Source organism: Streptomyces sp. NPDC031554, from assembly GCF_055580685.1.
On sequence record NZ_JBVIKX010000001.1, the window covers coordinates 953,769 to 974,339 of the forward strand.

Sequence of the window (20,571 nt, forward strand, 5' to 3'; positions counted from 1 at the left end):
GGCTCACTCCCATTCGATGGTGCCCGGCGGCTTCGAGGTGACGTCGACGACGACCCGGTTGACGTCGCGGACCTCGTTGGTGATCCGGGTGGAGATCTTCGCGAGGACGTCGTACGGCAGGCGCGACCAGTCGGCCGTCATGGCGTCCTCGGAGGAGACCGGGCGCAGCACGATCGGGTGACCGTAGGTGCGGCCGTCGCCCTGGACGCCGACGCTGCGGACGTCGGCGAGCAGGACCACCGGGCACTGCCAGATCTCGCGGTCGAGACCGGCCGCCGTCAGCTCCTCGCGGGCGATCGCGTCGGCGTCGCGGAGCAGGTCGAGGCGCTCCTTGGTGACCTCGCCGACGATCCGGATGCCGAGGCCGGGGCCGGGGAACGGCTGGCGCTGGACGATCTCCTCCGGCAGGCCGAGCTCCTGGCCGACCATGCGGACCTCGTCCTTGAACAGCTTGCGCAGCGGCTCGATGAGCTGGAACTCGAGGTCCTCGGGCAGCCCGCCCACGTTGTGGTGGGACTTGATGTTGGCGGTGCCGGTGCCGCCGCCGGACTCGACGACGTCCGGGTACAGGGTGCCCTGGACCAGGAACGCGACCTCGGGGCCCTCGTCGGCGATGATCTCCGCCTGGGCCTGCTCGAAGACGCGGATGAACTCGCGGCCGATGATCTTCCGCTTCTCCTCGGGGTCGGAGACCCCCTTGAGGGCGGTGAGGAAGCGCTCCTGCGCGTCGACGACCTTCAGCTGGACGCCGGTCGCGGCCACGAAGTCCTTCTCGACCTGCTCGGTCTCGCCCTTGCGCATGAGGCCGTGGTCGACGTAGACGCAGGTCAGCTGGGAGCCGATGGCCTTCTGGACCAGGGCGGCGGCCACCGCGGAGTCGACGCCGCCGGACAGGCCGCAGATCGCGCGCTTGTCGCCGACGAGTTCACGGATGGCGGTCACCTGCTCGTCGATGACGTTGCCGGTGGTCCAGTCCGGGGTGAGGCCCGCGCCGCGGTACAGGAAGTGCTCGAGCACCTGCTGGCCGTGCGTGGAGTGCATGACCTCGGGGTGGTACTGGACGCCGTAGAGCTTCTTCTCGTCGTTCTCGAAGGCGGCGACCGGGACGACGTCCGTGGAGGCCGTGACGGAGAAGCCCTCGGGGGCGGCGGAGCAGGCGTCGCCGTGCGACATCCACACGGGCTGCTCGGCCGGGGTGCCCTCGAAGAGGGTGGAGGAGGCGCGCGAGACGTGCAGGTCGGTGCGGCCGTACTCGCGGGCGCCGGTGTTGTCGACGGTGCCGCCGAGGGTCTGCGCCATCAGCTGGAAGCCGTAGCACATGCCGAAGACGGGGACGCCGGCCTCGAACAGCTCGCGGTCGAGGCGGGGGGCGCCCTCCTCGTAGACGGACGAGGGGCCGCCGGAGAGGATGATCGCCGCCGGGTTCTTGGCGAGCATCTCCGAGACGGGCGTGGTGCTCGGCACGATCTCGCTGTAGACCCGCGCCTCGCGGACTCGACGGGCGATGAGCTGGGCGTACTGCGCGCCGAAGTCGACGACCAGGACGGTGTCGGGGGCGGCGGCAGCGGGAGTCGCTGTTGACACGGGGGCCTTCCGGCGGTTTGGGCGGGGTCTCTGTGCTGTCCGATTCTACCGAGGTGGCCGCGGGACCGGTCCCGTCGCCGGGGACCGCCGGGGCCCGCGGCCCCCGGCGCGCGTGAACCGCCGTGGCATACTGGCCGCATGCTTTCGCACGCGACCTTCGTCTTTACCTATGGCATCCGGCCCGCCGGCTGCCATGGTCGTGCTGCTTGAGCTGACGCAGCGACTTCCCAGGCGCCCCGGGCCGACAAGGCCCGGGGCGCCTGTCGTTTCTCCCGGGTCCTGCCGCTCCGGGGCATCCGCACCCACCACCACAGGAGCCCCCATGACCGCCACCGACGTGACCGGCGCGCGCACCCCCGAGGCCGCCGACGTGATCACCGGCGCGCGCGACCGCATCGACGCGCTCGACGACCGGATCATCGGTCTCATCCAGGAGCGGGCCGCCGTGTCCGCCGTGGTCCAGGAGGCCCGGATCACCTCCGGCGGCCGACGGGTGAACCTGTCCCGCGAGATGGAGATCCTCGACCACTACCGGCAGGCCCTCGGCAGGCCCGGCACGTCGCTCGCCATGACGCTCCTCGAACTGTGCCGGGGGCGCATCTGAGTTCGGTGCCCCTTCTCACCCGTACGGCGCGTGACCGGCCCCGGTCGGCTTCGTTGGTCCCGATGTCCGTTCCAGCCAGGAGCGGGCCCGGAAGAACCACGCGTGGCTCACCGGGGCGACGGAGGCGTACGGGTCGTGCCGTACGCCGTGGGACCTCGCTCCGGGAAAGTGACCGGACGGCAGGGGACAGCGGCCCGGTCACCCGAGGAAACGGCCGGTCCCGGGGACGCCCGGGGCCGGCCGGCGGGAAGGACGCGGACGCACGGAGGCCGGGTCCGAGCGGCTGCGGGTGCCGCGTCCGCGTCCGTCCGGCACGACGCGGAGTCCAGCACTGTGCGGAGTCCAGCACTGTGCGGAGAAAGCGCGGAGAAAACCCCGGGTCGCTCCGGGGACGACCGCATCGCACCGTTCTCCCGCACCGCGACCCGATGAGTGGCGTTCCGTCCCCGCCGGCCGTCGCCGGCGCACAACCGTCGCGCGCCCCTCGTGCGCTCCGGTGATCACCCGGCGGTCGTCCGGTGCGGAAAGGGACGCCCGACGAGCCGGCGGCGCAACCCCCCGGCGCCGCTCCACCGGCACCGGCGACGCCCCGACGCCGGTGCCGACGGCAGGGAAGGGCCCCGCGGATCCGTCCCGCGGGGCCCTTCGCCACACCTGAGTGACGTACGCCACATAAGAAGCGTGTGAGGAGAGGGCAACTCTTCACAGGCTTCGCCGGTCACACGTAGCGACACCAGGGCCATCAGCCGCTCCCCCATGCGGAAGGGCCTCCTCAACCGCGCCGCGGGCCCGCCGCCGTGGCGCACGGCAGTGATCGAGGTCTTTTTCCCATGAAGCTCCGCCGGGCCGTGATGACCATGGCCGCGACCGCCGTCCTCGCGCCGATGGCCCTGCTGTCGGCGCCGGCCGCCTTCGCCGAGGAGGGCGGCACGGCGTCGCCCAGCACGTCGTCGTCCGAGAGCACCTCCGCCTCGCCGTCCGACTCCGCGGGTTCCTCGGAGTCGGCGTCCGCGCCCTCGTCGGCCTCGGCGTCGGCGTCGGCGTCCGCCTCGGACGACACGAAGCCGACCGGCTCCCCGTCGTCGTCCTCCTCCTCTTCCGCTTCCGCGTCCGCGTCGGCGTCCGCGTCCTCCTCGCCCGGCGAGGAGCCGTCGGAGTTCCCGGACGACTGCCCGGTCGACGAGGACGGCGTCGACGTCGACTCCCAGCTGGAGCTGTCCGTGTCCGGCCTGCCGGGCAGGATCGTCGCCGGCAGCGGGTGGCACACCTTCAAGCTCACCGCCGCCAACCACAGCGACGAGGCCCTGGGCACCGTGCAGTGGCTCGCGGCCATCGACAACGACTCGATGAGCGACGACGAGCGGGCCTGGCTGAGCACCTACGCCAAGATCGAGTACTACGACCCGCAGGCCAAGGCCTGGGACTCGATCGCGGACGACTTCGGCAACGGCTTCTACTTCGGCCAGACGGAACTCGGCCCCAAGGAGACCGTCGACATCAAGCTGCGCGTCGACATCACCGCGAAGGCCCCGGCCGGCGACGGCTTCACCCTGGGCCTCGGCGGCTACGTCGACGAGGAGAAGAACTGCGTCCACAGTTCCTTCGCGCTCTACGAGTTCACCGTGCTCAAGCCCGGCAGCAGCAACGACGACCCCGGTGAGGCCAAGCCGGGCGAGGGCAAGGCTCCCGCGGGCGGCAAGCAGCCGCAGGGCGGCGCCGACGAGATCCCCGCCACCGGCAGCCTCGCCGAGACCGGCTCCAGCTCCGTGCTGCCGATGATCGGTCTGGTCGGCGGTGTCGCCGTCGTCGCCGGCGCGGGCGCGGTGTTCACCGCGCGCCGCCGCAGGACACAGGCGTAAGCCTGATCCGGCCCCTGGGGCCACCGTGAAAGAGGGACCTGCGCTCGGAGGGGGGCGCAGGTCCCTCTTTCCGTGTCCGGTGACGTCTTCCGCCTCCGGCCGCCTCCTCGGTGCCCGGAGGCTTCTTCCGCGTCCGGCTACTTCTTCGGGGGCACCGTCGGCATTCCCAGGAACGGCAGCCGCAGGGCCGCGAACGCCTCGGCCGGGACCGCCGGGTTGCGCGGTTCCACCGGCTTCAGCCGCTCGTAGGCCGCTCCCTGCGCGGGGCGCGGATCCCGCTCGCCCTTGTTCGGCCAGTACGACATCGCGCGCTCGGCCTGGGCGGTGATCGTCAGCGACGGGTTCACACCGAGGTTCGCCGAGACGGCGGCGCCGTCCACGACGGAGATGCCGGGGTGCCCGTACAGCCGGTGGTACGGGTCGATGACGCCGCTCTCGCGGGAGTCGCCGATCGGACAGCCGCCGAGGAAGTGGGCGGTGAGCGGGGTCCCCATCAGCTCGCCCACGTTGGAGCCGGCGAAGCCGTTGATCTCGGCGGCGAGGGCGTCGGCCGCCTCCGAGGCCGCCTTGATCTGCTTGGGGTTGGGGCTGCCGTGTCCCTGGCGCGCGGTGAGCAGGCCCTTGCCGACGCCCGTCTGCTTCAGGTGCGTCGTCAGCGAGTTGTCCAGGGACTGCATGACCAGGCCGATGATGGTCTTCTCCGACCAGCGGCGGTTGGACAGGGAGCGCAGCACGAGCACGGGGTGACGGGCGGCGTTCGCCAGCCAGCCGGCGACCCGCGACGAGCCCTCCGCGTACGGCACCTGCAGGATCGACAGGCTGCCCATGGAGTTGGAGCCCTTGCCGTAGCGGACCGGCTCGATGTGGGTGTGCGGGTCCGGGTGGACCGAGGACGTGATCGCGACCCCGCGCGTGAAGTCGGCCTTCGGCCGTCCGGTCGCCCTGCGGTAGCGGCGGTCGTCGGTCTGGGCGCCGACCAGCGCCTCCGAGTTGGTGCGGGTCAGCTCACCGAGCCGGTCGGAGAGGTGCGGCAGCTGCCGGCCCGCCTTCATGCGGTGCAGCAGGGTCTGGGTGCCGTAGGTGCCGGCGGCCAGGACGACCCGGCGGGCCGTGAAGGTGCGGCCGCGCGACCTGCGGCGGTCGTCGGTCGGGAGGGTCGCCACCGCGTACCCGCCCCGCGAGTCGTCGGTGACCGAGACGACCGTCGTCAGGGGGTGGACGACGGCGCCCGCCTTCTCGGCGAGGTGGAGGTAGTTCTCGTTGAGGGTGTTCTTCGCGCCGTGCCGGCAGCCGGTCATGCACTCGCCGCACTCGGTGCAAGCCTTGCGGGCGGGGCCCGCGCCCCCGAAGTAGGGGTCGGCGACCTGCTCGCCGGGCCGGGCCGTCGCCGACCCGTCGGCGTCCTCGCCGTCCCCGAAGAACACGCCCACCGGGGCCATGTGGAAGGTGTCACCCACGCCCATCCGCTCGGCCGCCGCCCTGAGGTGCACGTCGGAGGGGGTCGTCGTCGGGTTGAGGCGCACGCCGAGCATGCGGGTGGCCTGGTCGTAGTAGGGGGCCAGTTCCTCCTGCCAGTCCGTGATGTGCCGCCACTGCGGGTCCTCGAAGAAGGGCTTCGGGGGGACGTAGAGGGTGTTGGCGTAGTTGAGGGAGCCGCCGCCGACGCCCGCGCCGGCCAGGACCATGACGTTGCCCAGCAGGTGGATGCGCTGGATGCCGTACATGCCGAGCCTGGGGGCCCAGAGGTAGTTCTTCAGGTCCCAGGAGTTCTTCGGGAGCGACTCGCGGGTGAAGCGGCGGCCGGCCTCCATGACGCCGACCCGGTACCCCTTCTCGGTGAGGCGCAGGGCGGTGACCGAACCGCCGAAGCCGGATCCGACGACGACGACGTCGTAGTCGTAGGCGTCGTCCGCGGCGGCTTCGGCACCGTCCACGGCGTCGGCGTCGGCGTCGGCGCCGGCCACGGCGTCGGTTCCGTCCACGGCGTCGGCGTCGGCCGGGGCGTGCCGGTGGTCGGGGGCGTCCTCGTCCGGGGGCCGGGCGGAGTTCTCCTGTGACACGTGCTCTCCTCGTCGAGAACGGGTGGTGCTGTCTAGCGGAAGCGGAACGCCTTCATCAGGCGCAGGCTGCGGCTCATGAACTCCGCGTACTTCTCGTCGTCCATGCCCAGTGAGGGCGCCATCGGCAGCAGCCGCTGCTGGGCCACCGTCTGGGCCTCGGTGTACTTGAGGATGCCCTCGGAGCCGTGGCGGCGGCCGAGACCGGAGTCCTTCATGCCGCCCATGGGCGACTGGACGCTGCCGTAGGCGGGGGCGTAGCCCTCGTTGACGTTGACGGTGCCGGTGCGCAGGCGGGCGGCGACCGCGCGGCCGCGCCGGCCGTCCTTCGTCCAGACCGAGGAGTTCAGGCCGTACGGCGTCGCGTTGGCTCGCTCGACCGCCTCGTCGTCGGTCGTGAAGCGGTAGACCGAGACGACCGGGCCGAAGGTCTCCTCGCCGCACACGGACATCGGTTCCGTGACGCCGTCGAGGATCGTCGGCTCGAAGAAGTACGGGCCTATGTCCGGGCGGGCGACACCGCCGGCGACGACCCGGGCGCCCTTGGCGACGGCCTCCTCCACGTGCCGGGTCACGGTCTCCAGCTGGCGCTCGCCGACCAGGGAGCCCATGTCGGCGCCGTAGGCGAGGGAGGTGCCGAGGCGCATGGCCTTCGTGCGGGCGGCGAAGCGCTCCAGGAAGGCGTCGGCGACCGACTCGTGGACGTACAGCCGCTCGATGGAGATGCACAGCTGGCCGGCGGAGGAGAAGCAGGCGCGGACCGCTCCGGCGGCGGCCTTGTCGACGTCGGCGTCCTCCAGCACCAGCATGGCGTTCTTGCCGCCGAGTTCGAGGGAGACGCCGACCAGGCGGGCGGCGGCCCCCTGCGCGACCTCGCGGCCGGTGCGGGTGGAGCCGGTGAAGGAGACGTAGTCGGCGTGCCGGACGACCTCGGGGCCGACGACCGGGCCCTCGCCGATGACGACCTGGAAGACCTCGGCGGGCAGCCCGGCCTCGATGAGCAGGTCACGGGCCCACAGCGCGGTGAGGCAGGTCTCCGTGTCGGGCTTCATGACGACCGCGTTGCCGGCGGCGAAGGCGGGCAGCGCGTCGCCGACGGAGAGTTCGAGCGGGTAGTTCCAGGGGGCGATCTGGCCGACGACCCCGCGCGGGTGACGCAGCTCGGTGACCCTGGTCAGCGTCGGCATGGCACCCGCGTGCCGCTTCGGCCGCAGGTAGGCGGGGGCCTTGCGGCCGTAGTGGCGGGCCGCGACGGCGACGGCCTGCACCTCCTCGTGGGCGTGCAGGCGCGCCTTGCCGGTCTCCAGCTGGATCAGGTCGAGGACCTCGCCCTGGCGCTGGAGCACGAGGTCGTGGAAGCGCAGCAGGACCGCGGCCCGTTCCCGCACCGGCACCTGCTCCCACACCGCCTGCGCGGCCCGGGCCGCGGCGAACGCCCGCCCGACGTCCTCGGGGGTGGACTCGGGCAGGTCGGCGAGCTTCTCGCCGGTGAACGGCGTGTGGTTCGCCGTGCGCCCGGAACCGACGACGCCCTTGGTGAGCTGGGCGACGAGCTGGGGGGTCACCACGTCGGCGGCGGTACGGGCGCCGGTGGGGGTCGGGGCGAGGGGGTTGGTACCGGTCTTCTCCGGAGCCTGCGAGTCCGTCATGAGCCGCAGGGTATGACGTGGCGGACGCTTTTGGTACCCGTCGGTAATGGGGATTCACCGACCGCGCACACGACGCCAGCGATCACTGGCAACAAACCGCTGATCAGCGGGTTGTGCGTGATGGTTCCCCGTTTTGCAACGTCTCGGCTTCGCGACGTCTCGGCCCGCGGACTGCCACGGGTCGCCGCGAAGACGGCCGCGTCCCGCTCCTCGTCCGCCGCGCTCCTCGTCCGGCCCGCTCCTCCTCCGCCGCGCCCTTCGGCACGTCGACCCGCGGCTCGTGCGGCCGGCTCTCGCCGACGAGGACGAGACCAGGACGAACGGCTCCGTGGACCGGGGCGGCTCGCGGTGCCCGGAGTGACGCGGCCGGGCGGGTCCCGCCCGCTCGCCCGGGAGGCGTGTCCGGGCGGACGCCGACGCCCGGGAGACGCGTCCGGGGCGGCTCGCGGTACTCGGGGAGGGGCGGGACGACGTCCGTCCCGGTCTCGCGGAGGGGGCGGTCCAGGCGGCCGGGGCGGTCCCCGCCGCAAGCCGTGGGGCGCTCCCCGTCGCAAGCGCGGGGACGAGGGCCGGGGGACGGGGGCCGGGGCGGCTGGGCCGATGCGCCCGGACAGCCGGTGACGACCGCCCACGGCAGGGCCGGCGGTGCCTTCGGAGCCCCGCCGCCGCTCGTGTCGCACGACCGCCCCGAGCGGTCCGTCAGAGCTTGTCCACGGCGAGGTGGGCGATCGCCGTCCGCGCCACCTCGCGGCCCCGCTCCGTGAAGTCGCCCTTGCCGGGGTAGGCGACGGTGAGCTTGTACATGTCACCGGCGGTCGACTTGTAGTAGAGCGTCCTCATCTCGCGGGGGCGCGGGTCCCGGGTGTCGTCGGTGGTGTACACGACCGTGTTCCCGGCGGCCGGCCTGCCCCGGTACCGGGCGTTGGCGTCGGGCTCGGTCCTCGGCCCCTTGGGCATGTCGAGGAGGTAGCTGCCGTTGGTCTTGAAGTCGTCGTTGTCCTCGTACATCTCGGCGGCCGCGGAGTCCTTGATGCCGCCGCCGGTGTCCTCCGCCTTGCGCTCCACGGTCAGGACGATCGAGACGGCCCCGCTCGGGTCCGTGAAGCTGACCCAGTGGTCGTCGTCCGACTTCCGGTCCGGTGTGCCGATCACGTAGCCCTTCGGCACCGCCAGCGTCGCGGTGACGTCCTTCTGGGCGCTCGTCGTCCAGTCGGCGGGCAGCTCGCCGCCGGAGGGATCGGCGACGATCAGCCAGGCCGTGACCGCGGCGGCGGCGACCGCCGCTCCGAGCCCGGTCCAGAACAGCCTGGTGCCGACCCGCAGGCCCCAGCCGGCCCGTCCGGCACTGGCCTTGACGGACCAGCCGCCGATCGGGGCGGCCGCGCCCGCGGTACCAGTGCCGGCTCCGGCTCCGGCTCCGGCTCCGGTGAGGCTGCCGGGTGCGGTCACCACCTGGGTGGGCGCCGGGGCGGGCGGGTTCGCGGCGCGCTCCAGCAGGGCGCGGACCTGTGCGGCCCCGGGGCGGCGGGCCGGGTCCTTCTCCAGCAGGCCGTTGATGGCCTCGGCGAGCGGGCCCCGCGCGGCGGCGGGCGGCGCGGGCGCGGCGTTGAGGACGGACTGGAGGGTCGCCGGGGTGTTGCTGCGGCGGAACGGCGAGACGCCCTCCGTCGCCGCGTACAGCACCACGCCCAGCGACCACAGGTCGGACGCCGGGCCGGGGCGCTGGCCCAGCACCCGCTCGGGCGCGATGAACTCGGGCGAGCCGACGAAGCCGCCGGTGTCGGTCAGGTTGGTCTCGCCCTCGATCTGGGCGATGCCGAAGTCGGTGAGGACGACCCGGTCGTGCCGTCCGAGCAGCACGTTGTCCGGCTTGACGTCCCGGTGCAGGATGCCCGCCGCGTGGGCGGCCTCCAGCGCGCCCAGCACCTCCAGGCCGACACGGGCGGCCTCGCGCACGCCGAGCGTGCCCTCCTCCAGGGCGGCGCCGAGCGACCGCCCGTGGACCAGCTCCATCACGATCCACGGCTGTCCGTCGACGACCGCGACATCATGGACGTTGACGACGGACGGGTGGTCCAGCCGGGCCGCGGCCCGTGCCTCGCGCCGCATCCGCTCGAACGCGTTGGCCCGTTCACGTTCGGGAAGGTGGTCCGGTACGCGCGGCTCCTTGACGGCGACCTCCCGACCCACCGTCTCGTCCTCGGCCCGCCACACCGTGCCCATGCCGCCGTGCCCGAGCTTGGCGAGGAGCCGGTAGCGGCCCGCGATGAGCCGCCCGACACCCTTCTCCCGCGGAGCGGGAGCGGCCTGTTCGGGCATCGCGTAGGGGTTGCCGGGATGCGGGGCCGGCCCGTCGTGGGACGCCTGCGGCGACTGGAGGGACCGCTGAGGCCGCGGGAGCTGCGGCGCCTGCGGCCGGTGCGGCGGCCGCGCCTCCGCCGGTGCCTGCCGAGGCGGTTGCAGAACAAAACTCGTGGTGTCGTCGGCCTCGTGGTCCGGTCCCCCGTCGTGACTCATGCGTCCATCCTTATCGCGCCACGCGGGCCGATATCCACCGGCGGCCCCCACCGGTCACAGACCCGTGACGCGACTCGCCCCTTATCTCCCCCTTAATCCGGTACGAGCGTGTCGACGGCCACGTCGAAGTACTCTCGCGCCTCCCGCGCCTTGCCGACCGGTGCCGAGACCCACACGTCGTACAGCAGCCCGCCGTCCTCCCAGCACAGGTCGTACGTGTGCCGGGCGCCCTCCGCCGCGTCGAAGCCGTCCCAGGTGAACTCCCAGAGGGCGGCGGGCCGTCCGGCGCGCGTCGTCCCGGTGACGCGGCCGTCACGGTAACCGGGGTTGGTGTCGGGGCCCTCGAGCGCGGCGCGTTCCATCACCCCGAGCGGACCTCCCGGCCGGGGGACGCCGATCTTCACGCCGAGCCGGAAGACCTGCCCCGGGGACAGGTAGAAGATCCGTTCGCCCTGCGGATCGCGGGTGAACCCCTTCGGCACGGCGAGGGTGAACCCGGCCGGGTCGGCGACGACGCGGTAGCCGGAGGGCACGCCGGGACGGCCCCGGGACGAGGCGGCGGAGGACCGGGCGGAGGGAGTGGGGGAGAGCGACACGGAGGAGGTGGGGAAAGGCGGCGCGGAGGAGGCGGGGGCGGACGTGCCGCCGGACGCCGTACCCGGCGCGCCGTCCGGTCCGCCTGGTGCCGAACTCGCCGGCGTGCCGCCCCCGTCACCGCCCCGGTCGAACAGCAGCGCCGCCGCCGACACGCCGGCGCCCGCCATCGCGGCGACCAGCAGCGCGGCCACCAGCGCGCCCCGCGTGGACCGCTCGCGGAGCGGGGGTTCCGCGGCGGGGCGGGCGGGCCGCTGACTAGGCAGGTCCGCCTGCGTGGGCGTGTACCCGGTCCGGCCGGACGGTGTGCGCCCGGTGTCCAGGAAGGCGCGCAGCATCCGCTCGGCCCGCTCCGCGTCCAGCCGCCGGTCCGGATCCCGCTCCAGCAGCCCCCGTACGACGGGCAGGAGCGGCTCGGCCTGCGCGGGCGTACGGATGTCGGCGAAGACGACGGCGTGCAGGATGCCGCCGAGCGAGTCGCGGCGGAACGGCGACTCGCCGCTCAGCGCCGTGCACAGCAGCGCGCCCAGCGACCACAGGTCGGACGCGGGGCCGGTCCGCTCCCCGGACATGCGTTCCGGCGCGGTGTACTCGGGCGAGCCGACGAAGGAGCCCGTCTCGGTGAGGGTGGTGGCGCCCGCGACCTGCGCGATGCCGAAGTCGGTGAGGACGGCGCGGCCGGTGGTGGAGTCGACCAGGACGTTGGCGGGCTTGATGTCCCGGTGCAGCACCCCGGCCGCGTGTGCGGCGCGCAGCGCGCCGAGCAGGTCGGCGCCGATCCGGGCGGCCTCGCGCGGGTCGATCGGGCCGTGCTCGGCGATCCGGTCGGCGAGCGAGCCGCCCTCGATCAGCTCCATGACGATGTACGGCCGTTCGTCCTCCTCGACGACGTCGTGCACCACGATGATGTGCGGGTGGCTGAGCTGGGCGACCGCGCGGGCCTCGCGCAGCGTCCGGTCGCGGCGGGCGCGGGCCTCCTCGGCGGACAGGGAGTCGTCCTGGACCAGTTCCTTCACCGCGACACGCCGTCCCAGCAGGTGGTCCGTCGCCCGCCACACGATCCCCATGCCGCCGCGCCCGAGCCGCGCCTCCAGTCGGTAGCGGCCCGCGATGACCCGGACGGCGTCCCCCTCGGTCCCCATGCGCCCATCATGCCCCACCGGACGCCGCGCCTCCGGGGCGCTGATCGGCCAAGTCGCGCGCGGCGGTGCCCGGCCGGGGCGGGCCCGGGCTCAGGAGGTGCCCGGCGGCTCCCGCCAGCTCCGCAGCACCGAGGTGAACTGCCGTTCGGTGTCCGCCCAGTCCTCGGCGGGCGAGGACATGTAGATGACGTACTCGGTGCCGTCGCGGGAGATGTACGTCTCCTCCACCGCGCGCCGCGGACCGGGGAAGTCCGTGTCCTTGGCGAGCGCGGTCCAGGTGTACTCCCAGCGGGCGCCCTCGCGGTCGCGGTAGGTGTTCCGTTCGAGGGTGACCCGCTCGTAGTCGACCAGTCGCTCGAGCTGCTGTTCGAGGTCGAGCTGGTGGGCGTACGGGTCGTCGAAGTCCGGGGACGTGTCGACGGCGATGCGGACGAAGTGCTCGCCGCCGTCGGGCGAGTAGTCGACCTGCTTCAGGTCGCCGTCGTCCTGGAACACCTTCCGCTCCCAGGTCGGGGGCAGCGAGAGTCCGAACCCGAGGGGATCGTCGACGTCCACCCGGGTGTCGGGGCCGGCCCCCTCGTCCTTCTGCTCGCCGGTGGCGGTGGGAGTGGGGCTGGTGCTCGGCGAACCGGAGCCCTGCGTCGTGCCGCCGCCGCCCCAGACCCGCAGCCCCACCGCCGTGCCGCCTCCGACCAGCGCGGCGACGACGACCACGAGCGCGAGGGTGCGCAGCCGGTGGCGCCGGGGCCGCCGGCTCGGCGGGACCTGCCCGGCTCCCGGCCCGTCCGGGCCGAGGCCGGTCGGACCGATGGCGGTCGGGCCGGTGGGGGTCGGGCCGGTGGGGGTCGGGCCGGTGACAGGGTGACCGGTGACGGGATGTCCGTGCGTCCCGGAGGCCGGGGTGCCCGGCTCCGCGACCGTCCCCGCGTACGGGCCGGGGTGCGGGTACGGCGTGCCGCCGGCGTGCGTGGACCCGGACGGGTACGGCGTGTCGCCGGAGCGGTACGACGTGCCGGTGCCGTCCGCGGGACGGGACGCCCCGGCCGCCGGCACCCCGGCCGCGGTGCCGCCCTGCCCCGGCCCCTGCCCCGTGTACCGCGTCGGTACGTACGCCTGTGCCTCGTCGGGCCGGCGGCCCTCCGCCGCCTCCGCGAGCAGACGTTCCGCACCGGCCGTGTCGGGACGGCCGGCCGGGTCCTTGCGCAGCAGCGCGGTGATGACGGGGGCGAGCGGGCCGGCGTGCCGCGGCTCGTCGGCCTCCTCCTCCACGACCGCCTGCATCGTGGACAGCGGCGAGGTGCGGCGGAACGGCGAACGGCCCTCCACCGCCGTGTACAGCGTGGCGCCGAGCGCCCACAGGTCGGAGGACGGACCCGGGTCGTGGCCGCGGACGCGCTCGGGGGCGAGGAAGTCGACGGAACCGACGACCTCTCCGGTGCGGGTGATGGTGGTGTCGCCCTCGATCTGGGCGATCCCGAAGTCGGTGAGCAGGACCCGGCCGTCGTCGGAGAGCAGCACGTTGCCGGGCTTGACGTCGCGGTGCAGGACGCCCGCGGTGTGCGCGGCGCGCAGGGCGCGCAGCACCCACAGACCGATCCGGGCGGCCTCGGTCGGCTCGACACGCCCGTCCGCCTTGACCGCGTCGGCCAGCGAACGGCCCTCGACCAGCTCCATCACGATCCAGGGGCGGCCGTCGTGTTCGAGCACGTCGTGCACGGTGACGACGGCGGAGTGGTTGATCCGCGCGGCGGCACGGGCCTCGGCCCTGGTGCGCGCCAGCAGGACCGGACGGTCGCTCTCGGAGACGTAGAGCGCGGCGGTCAGCTCCTTGAGGGCGACGGACCGGTGCAGCAGGTCGTCGTGGGCGCGCCACACCCGGCCCATGCCGCCACTGCCGATGGCGTCCACGAGCCGGTAACGGCCCGCGACGAGCAGGCCCTGCATCTGATTCACGTTGCCCCGCAATGCTCTTGACAGGATCAGCGTAAAGACCGGCCCCCGTCCGGGGAACCTGCGGAGGGCCACGGAGACCGCACTGTGACGGTTGTCGCTTCTGCCCGCGCGCGGGAACCGCCGGCGCCGGCCGGGGAACCGCGGGTGTCACCGGACGGTCGTCAGCCCGTGTAGCGGTAACTGGCCGACGCCTGCTCGAACAGCCTTGTCACCTCGTCCCGTTCGGCCTCCGGTCCGCGCAACTGCACGACGTGGTAGCGCCCGTCGAGAAGCAGCGCGACGTTGCGCACGAACAGTTCGCGCCCGTCACCGCCGGTCCAGGTGAACTGCCCCTCCGCCGAGGTCCGTCCGCCCACCTGGATGGTCCGCAGGCCCGAGGCGGTCGCCCAGCTGGAGTCGCGGTAGGGCTGCAACTCACCCTCCTTCTCCCTCTGGTACACCATCGGGTCGCTGCCGTACCGGGCGGCGGAGTCCCGCCCGGGCACCACGATCAGCTCGAAGCCCGCGTGGGTGTAGACGACCTGACCGCGCCCGTTCTTCGGGGTGCGGTCCCAGCCGTCGGCGACGGCGATCCGGAAGCCCTCGGCGTCCTTGCGCAGCGTGAAGCCGCCGGGCAGACCGCCGGACTGCGTCCCGGTGCCCCCGGAGGCCGACGCGGAGGGGCTGTCGCCCGCCGTCGAGGAGCTGCCGTCGTCGGGCCGGGGCTCGCTGCTCGCGTCGGGGGCCGGGTCCACCTGGCCCGCGGCGCCGGTCCGCTGCGCACCGCCCGCGGTGCCGGTGCCCTCCTCGTCGGCCTTGGGCATGAACATCACGGCGTAGGCGACCGCCGCGGCCAGCAGGAGCAGGACCAGAACGACCAGGGTGCGGCCCAGGCTGCGGGGGGAACGTCCCGTCTCCGGCCGGCCCCGCTTGTGCCGCCCGTGCGTCGCGGGCAGCCCCGCGCGCCGTCTGCGCACCAGCTCGCCCCTGCGGCGCACGATCGGCAGCCGGCGCGGGTCGGTGGGCGGTGCGGCGACGACGTACGTCCCCGCCTCCGGTTCGGGGGCCGAGCGCACCAGTGAACGCAGCCAGCCGCGCAGGTCCTCGAAGTCCAGCCGTTCGGTGGGGTCCTGACGCAGCAACGACTCCACGACCGGCCGCAACGGCCCGCACTCCTCGGCGAAGGCGGGCGGTTCGGCGCACACCAGCTGCACCAGCTCGGCAGTCGAGTCCTCGGGATAGGGGGCGTGCCCCTGCACGGCGCGGAACAGCAGCGCGCCGAGCGCCCACAGATCGGTCGCGGGCCCGATGGGTGCGGCCAGTTGCCAGTTCTCGTGCACGGGTCCGGCCTGCTCCGGCGCCCAGCGCTCGGTGACGGGCCCCACCACGGCCATCCGCGCCTGGCGCGCCCGTTCCGCGGCCGGCGCCGTGGCCGGTCCGCGCCGCGCCGCAGCCCCGGTGGCCGGCCCGCCGTCCCAGTGCGATCCCGCCGGTGTCCCGCCGCCGCTCCGCGCCGGCACGGGCACCGCGGCGGTCCCGAACGCCCTCGGGCCGGGGGCGCCGCCCACGCCGTAGGGATCGGCGATCTGCCCGGGAGGCGCGCTCCCCGCGCCGCCCGACCCCTGCTCAGGACCGCTGCCCAGGACGTACGGCGACGGTGCCACGCCCGTGGTGCCGGGCCCGGCACCGGTGTCGCCCTCGGCCGGGGTGCGGGCGCCCGGCAACGCCGCCCGGCCGTCCTGCTGCGCCTCGTGCACCCGCGCCGCGGCCCGTGCGCCCGCCCGGTAGGCCGCGATCGCCCCGGCCCGCGCGGCACGGATGTCCTCGCCCGTCTCCACGGGCCGGCGAGCCACCGCCCCGGACGTGCCGGGCACCGGCTCGGCTCCCGCCGCGGGCAGCCCGCCGGCGGCCCGCGCCTCGATCGCCGCCCGCCGCGCGGCCTCGGGATCCCCGCCACCGGCACCGCCGGTGCCGGCGACCCCGAGGCCCCCTCGTCCCGGCCCCGGGACCCCGGGGCCCCCGGGGCCTGCGTCCTCCCGGCCGTGGTGCGGTTGCTGTCCGTGCCGCCGCTGACCCTGCGCCTGCCCCTCGTCCACGGGCACCGGGTCGTACCCGCACAGCGCCTCTTCCGCAGCGCCGACCGCCAGCCCGGTCAGCATGACCCGGCCGTCGTCGCAGACGAGCACCGTGCGCGCGGTGATGTTGCGGTGCACCCAGCCGTGCGCGTGCAGCACCCGCAACGCCATGAGCACGTCGGAGGCGACCTCCGCCGCCCGGTACGGTGTCAGCGGCTTCTCGGCGAGCAGCGCCGCCAGCGGCCGGGCGGGCACCAGTTCGCTGACGACCCAGAGGGAACCGCCCTCGGCGAACACGTCGAAGACCTGGTCGAGCCGTGGGTGATCGGGGATGCTCGCGGCGGCCTGCGCGGCCTCCACCGCCCGCCGTACGACGGGGTCGGCGGGCCGGCGCGTGTTCGCCCCCGGGTGAGGGCTCCCGGCCGGCCTGCGTGCTCCGCGCTCCCGCGCGGTGAACCCTTCGGGCAGCCCGTCCGCGTCGAGCACCTCGGCCTCGACGACCTCGGGCAACGGCACCTGCCGGACCAGGACTTCCTGTCCGCTGTAGGTGTCGAAGGCGCGGGTCTCGGTGAGTTCGTACTCGTCGGAGGGCGGCAACGGCAGGCGGTAGCGGTCGGCCAGTACCCGTCCCGCATAGTCGTCCACGATGCCTCCCCCGGCCGGCCGGTCGATCAAATCCGTTCGCTTCGCGGGCCGTTCCGGTCGAATCCAGCCGGATCCGGCTGGACAGCCGGGTGCGTACGGTCCGCAGCCATTCACGATACGTGCCGGAGGCAACCCGGAAAGAGGGGATGCCAGATCTCACGCACCGAACACCCACCGAAACCCGGCCGGGGGCTCGCCGGGGACCTGTCGAGCACTGCCCGAGGACGGCCCGAGGACGGCCCGAGGCCTGTCGACGGACGAGCGGAGAATCCCGGTGCCACGAAGCCACGGAGCCGGAGAGTCACGAGCCGCGGGGTGCGAGGCCGCGGGGTGCGGGGGTGCGGGCCGCGGAGCCTCGCTCCGCACCCCCGCCCGGCGCTACTTCTTCGGAGTGAACGTCTCCGTGAGCGTCTTCCAGGTGTTCACCCGCAGATCGCCGTCCCACGCGGCGGCCTTCGCCGTGTACATCAGCGCATAGCCCTGGTGGTCGTCGACCACGAATCCGCGGTCGATCGTCCGGTACGCCGTCCCGCTCTCCGAGTAGGTGAACTCCCAGTCGGCCGTGTTCCAGCCGCGGTATTCCACCTTCTCTATGCGGACCTTCTGGTACTGGGAGCGCTTCATGTAGCGCTCCTGGTTCTTCCAGTCCGCGACCGGGTCGTCCTTGGGCGTGGTCGTCCAGGCCACCAGCAGCTTCTGCCCGTCGGGCCCCGTGAAGCGGTCCCCCGCGGCACTCGCGGACTGGTACTTCCAGCCGGCGGGCAGCCCGATCGAGTAGCCCTGCTTGCCCGCGTACGTGGTGGCGGCCGCACCGGCGCCGGTGGCGGAGCCGCCCGAAGCGGTGCCGCCGGACGTGGTGCCGCCGGACGTGCTGCTGGGCGAGCTGTCGCCGGAGGCCGAGCCGGTCGTGGCGGACTGCGACGCCGAGCCGTCCGTCCGCGTCCCGCCGGCCTCGTCCTCCTTGGTGTCGGCGGCGGCGCTGTCACTGGCGACGGCCGGCGAACCACCGCCGGTCTTCGCGCCGTTCGTGTCGTCGCCCCCGCCGAGGGTGAGGGCCAGTACCGTGCCGAGGACGGCCAGCGCCACCACCACGGCGATGATCACCAGTGTCCGCTTCGGCACCACGTCGGTCAGCGGTGCCCTGGGCACGGGCCGCGGCGGCAGGTCCGGCGGCGTCATCACGGGCCAGCCCGAACTGCGCCCGGCGGGCTGCCCGTTCGTCCCGGTCGTGGTGCGACCGGCCGGTGCGGAGGCGGAGGCCGCGGTGGCGGCCGTCTTCCCGCGGGCGGTCCCCGCGGCCTTGGCGGCCGCGACGGCCGAAGCCGCGGTGACGGCACCGGCGGCCGCGGCGCCCCGCGTCTCCTCCTGCCTGCCCGACGCCCCCGGAGCGGACGCCCCGTCGACCGACTTGGCGCGGGCGGCGGCCGAGGTGGCCGACCCCGCGGCGACCGCCGCCTTCCGCACGGACCGCAGGGCCCCGCGCAGCTTCTCCGCCGCCTCTCCCCCGGACGAACCCGCCCGGTTCTGGGAACCTCCGGGCTGCACCGGCAACGGCACGAGCTTCGTCGCGTCCGCCGGCTCGGCCTCCCGGGACTCCGGCGCGTGGATCACCGCGGTGAGCTTCGCCCGTGCCCCGGCGTCGTCCAGCCGGTGCGCCGGGTCCTTGGTGAGCAGGCCGTAGATGACGTCCCGCAGCGGGCCGGCGTTCTTCGGCTCCTCCAGCGGCTCGGTCATCACCGCGGTGAGGGTCGCGATCGCGGAGCCCTTGTCGTAAGGGGGTGTGCCCTCGACCGCCGCGTACAGCAGACCGCCCAGTGACCACAGGTCGGCCGCCGGTCCGGGCTTGTGGCCGCGGGCGCGCTCCGGCGAGATGTAGGAGGGCGCGCCGACGAGCATGCCGGTCGAGGTGATGGACGGATCACCCTCGACCTGGGCGATGCCGAAGTCGGTGAGCACGACCCGGCCGTCCTCGGCGATCAGTACGTTCGACGGCTTCACGTCGCGGTGCAGGATGCCCTCGCGATGGGCCGACCGCAGCACGTCGAGGATCGCGAGCCCGACCTCCGCCGCGCGCCTCGGTTCCAGCACGCCGTCCTCGCGGATGGCCTCGGCGAGCGACTTGCCCTCGACGAGCTCCATCACGATCCACGGCCGGTCGTCCTCCTCGACCACGTCGAAGACCGTCACCGCACTGTTGTTGCGGATCCGCGCGATGGCCTTGGCCTCACGCAGCGTCCGGGTGATCAGCCGGCGCTTCTCCTCGTCGTCGATGTTCCCCGGGAACCGCAGCTCCTTGACGGCGACCGTGCGTCCGAGGGTCTCGTCCTCGGCTCGCCACACCGTCCCCATGCCGCCGCGGCCGAGTACGTCTCCCAGCCGGTACCGCCCGGCGAGGAGACGTGCGCTCTTGTCCTGACGGGATGCTCCCGCCCGCTCCGCCTCCGACATGCGTCCCCTCATGCAACCCGCCCTGACAGAGCCTTCATTGTCCCCTACCCGACAAGTGCCCGACGCCCAGGGTGCCTCTCACCACCCCTCCGGACCGGCGCATTTCGGCCAGAAGGTGCAGCAGACTCCGGCCAACAGGTGGAACGAGTCCCGTCCGGTGTACGAAAAGCCCCTTCTGTGAGCCGTACGGCGAGCGGGTACCCGCCGCGAAGCCCGCTCAGGCCCCCGGTGCGAGACCTCCCCATCCACTCTGCATGATGGGCACATCAGGGACACGAAGGGGAAGGGGAGAGCCCCGTGATCCGATCACTGCGCGGACTCCTGGTCGTTCCCGTGGTCCTGGCCCTCCTGAGGCTCGCCACGGACGACCCCCACCCGAGCCCCGCCCCCGGCGCCGCCACGGTCACCACCGCCACGGCCACCACCGCCGTCGCCGTCACCGCCGACTCGTTGCTGCCTCTCCTCCGCACCCGGGGCAAGGTCCCCGCCGCCGCCCTGCTGGCCGGCGAGGAGAACGCCACCCGCTACGCCGAGTCCGGCCCGGGCATCTCCCGGTCCGACCACTTCCGGGCCGGCAGCGTCACCAAGACCTTCCTCGCGACCGTCGTCCTCCAACTGGCCTCCGAAGGAAGACTGTCGCTCTCCGACCCTGTGGAGCGACACCTGCCCGGCCTGGTGCGCGGGGCAGGCAACGACGGGCGCGCGCTGCCCCTGCGTTCCCTGCTGAACCACACCAGTGGCCTGTACGACTTCGCCCGGGACACCGGCGGCACCCGTCCCGTCACTCCCGTCCAGGCCATCCGTATCGCCCTCACCCACCCTCCTGCCGACCGCGGCCGCTACGCCTACTCCAACACCGACTACGTCCTGCTCGGCCTGGTCGTCGCCCAGGTCACCGGCCGCCCCTACGCCGCGGAGGCCGAACGGCGCATCCTCGGTCCACTCGGTCTGAGCGGCACCTCCTTTCCCGGTTCCCGCACCTCCCTGCCCCTCCCTCACGGTCGCGCCTACGACACGGACGGCTCCGACGTCACCGATCTCGATCCGCGGGTGGCCGGGGCCGCGGGCGAGCTGGTGACGACCCTCACCGACCTGAACCGCTTCTACTCCGCTCTCCTGGGCGGCGAACTGCTCTCCCCGCGCTGGCTGGACGAGATGCTCGACACCCGCACCGGACACGGCTCGTACGGGCTGGGGCTGATTCCGGCACGTCTGCCCTGCGGTGTGACCGTGTGGGGGCACAACGGCCGGATCCCCGGAAGCTACGTGCGCACCGCGGCCACCGTGGACGGCCGTCATGTCCTCACCTTCCGCGTGAACACGACGACGACGGCGGACCCCGACCTCGAACCGGTCCTGCTCGCCGCCGAGTTCTGCCCTCGCACCTCTTGAAACGAGCGGGCTCCGAACGGAGATCCCGGTCGGCGACACTCGTTCGAGTGAAGCAGTGGCAGAGGCGGAGGCA

Annotated in this window: 11 protein-coding genes; 3 read left to right on the forward strand and 8 right to left on the reverse strand. The window is 73.9% G+C overall.

Features of this window, described 5'->3' with window-relative positions:
- Positions 1–3: 3 nt before the first annotated feature.
- Positions 4–1,584, reverse strand: coding sequence for a glutamine-hydrolyzing GMP synthase (gene guaA / locus ACZ5FU_RS04165; protein ID WP_451775101.1), 1,581 nt, complete (start codon positions 1,582–1,584; stop codon positions 4–6).
- 211 nt (positions 1,585–1,795) lie between these two features.
- On the opposite strand from guaA, the gene ACZ5FU_RS04170 reads away from it, so the two are divergent.
- The gene (locus tag ACZ5FU_RS04170; RefSeq protein ID WP_451525639.1) at positions 1,796–2,188 is read left to right on the forward strand and encodes a chorismate mutase; all 393 of its coding nucleotides are present in this window, start codon (positions 1,796–1,798) and stop codon (positions 2,186–2,188) included.
- 830 nt (positions 2,189–3,018) lie between these two features.
- Positions 3,019–4,047, forward strand: a complete 1,029-nt coding sequence (locus ACZ5FU_RS04175) for an LAETG motif-containing sortase-dependent surface protein (RefSeq protein ID WP_468642870.1) — start codon at positions 3,019–3,021, stop codon at positions 4,045–4,047.
- A 137-nt stretch (positions 4,048–4,184) separates the two neighbouring features.
- Here the strand turns inward: ACZ5FU_RS04175 and ACZ5FU_RS04180 are convergent, their stop codons facing one another.
- The 7 genes from ACZ5FU_RS04180 to ACZ5FU_RS04210 all read right to left on the reverse strand — a co-directional run bounded on the left by ACZ5FU_RS04180 (position 4,185) and on the right by ACZ5FU_RS04210 (position 19,106).
- Positions 4,185–5,981 carry a GMC family oxidoreductase N-terminal domain-containing protein gene (locus ACZ5FU_RS04180; protein ID WP_468643040.1) on the reverse strand — a complete coding sequence of 599 codons (1,797 nt, stop codon included), beginning with the start codon at positions 5,979–5,981 and terminating at the stop codon, positions 4,185–4,187.
- A gap of 158 nt (positions 5,982–6,139) precedes the next feature.
- On the reverse strand, positions 6,140–7,753 hold the full coding sequence (locus ACZ5FU_RS04185) for a succinic semialdehyde dehydrogenase (protein ID WP_451525163.1): 1,614 nt from the start codon (positions 7,751–7,753) through the stop codon (positions 6,140–6,142).
- Between the two features lie 699 nt (positions 7,754–8,452).
- Positions 8,453–10,270, reverse strand: a complete 1,818-nt coding sequence (locus ACZ5FU_RS04190) for a serine/threonine-protein kinase (protein ID WP_451775093.1) — start codon at positions 10,268–10,270, stop codon at positions 8,453–8,455.
- A 92-nt stretch (positions 10,271–10,362) separates the two neighbouring features.
- The gene (locus ACZ5FU_RS04195) at positions 10,363–12,006 is read right to left on the reverse strand and encodes a serine/threonine-protein kinase (protein ID WP_451775090.1); all 1,644 of its coding nucleotides are present in this window, start codon (positions 12,004–12,006) and stop codon (positions 10,363–10,365) included.
- Positions 12,007–12,096: 90 nt separating this feature from the next.
- The gene (locus ACZ5FU_RS04200) at positions 12,097–13,950 is read right to left on the reverse strand and encodes a serine/threonine-protein kinase (RefSeq protein WP_451525160.1); all 1,854 of its coding nucleotides are present in this window, start codon (positions 13,948–13,950) and stop codon (positions 12,097–12,099) included.
- 170 nt (positions 13,951–14,120) lie between these two features.
- Positions 14,121–16,658, reverse strand: coding sequence for a protein kinase (locus ACZ5FU_RS04205; protein WP_451525159.1), 2,538 nt, complete (start codon positions 16,656–16,658; stop codon positions 14,121–14,123).
- A gap of 378 nt (positions 16,659–17,036) precedes the next feature.
- Complete coding sequence (locus ACZ5FU_RS04210) at positions 17,037–19,106, reverse strand: serine/threonine-protein kinase (RefSeq protein WP_469044391.1); 2,070 nt, start codon at positions 19,104–19,106, stop codon at positions 17,037–17,039.
- Positions 19,107–19,406: 300 nt separating this feature from the next.
- Here ACZ5FU_RS04210 and ACZ5FU_RS04215 point away from each other — a divergent pair, with 300 nt between their 5' ends.
- Positions 19,407–20,498 (forward strand): serine hydrolase domain-containing protein, encoded by a 1,092-nt coding sequence (locus tag ACZ5FU_RS04215; RefSeq protein WP_468643038.1) that lies wholly within the window; start codon positions 19,407–19,409, stop codon positions 20,496–20,498.
- The last annotated feature ends 73 nt before the right edge of the window (positions 20,499–20,571 follow it).

Coding starts and splice junctions, on each gene's coding strand:
- ACZ5FU_RS04200 (WP_451525160.1), bottom strand. CDS start 13,950: ATGCAGGGCCTGCTCGTCGCGGGCCGTTACCGGCTCGTGGACGCCATC.
- ACZ5FU_RS04195 (WP_451775090.1), bottom strand. CDS start 12,006: ATGGGGACCGAGGGGGACGCCGTCCGGGTCATCGCGGGCCGCTACCGA.
- ACZ5FU_RS04210 (WP_469044391.1), bottom strand. CDS start 19,106: ATGTCGGAGGCGGAGCGGGCGGGAGCATCCCGTCAGGACAAGAGCGCA.
- ACZ5FU_RS04185 (WP_451525163.1), bottom strand. CDS start 7,753: ATGACGGACTCGCAGGCTCCGGAGAAGACCGGTACCAACCCCCTCGCC.
- ACZ5FU_RS04190 (WP_451775093.1), bottom strand. CDS start 10,270: ATGAGTCACGACGGGGGACCGGACCACGAGGCCGACGACACCACGAGT.
- ACZ5FU_RS04175 (WP_468642870.1), top strand. CDS start 3,019: ATGAAGCTCCGCCGGGCCGTGATGACCATGGCCGCGACCGCCGTCCTC.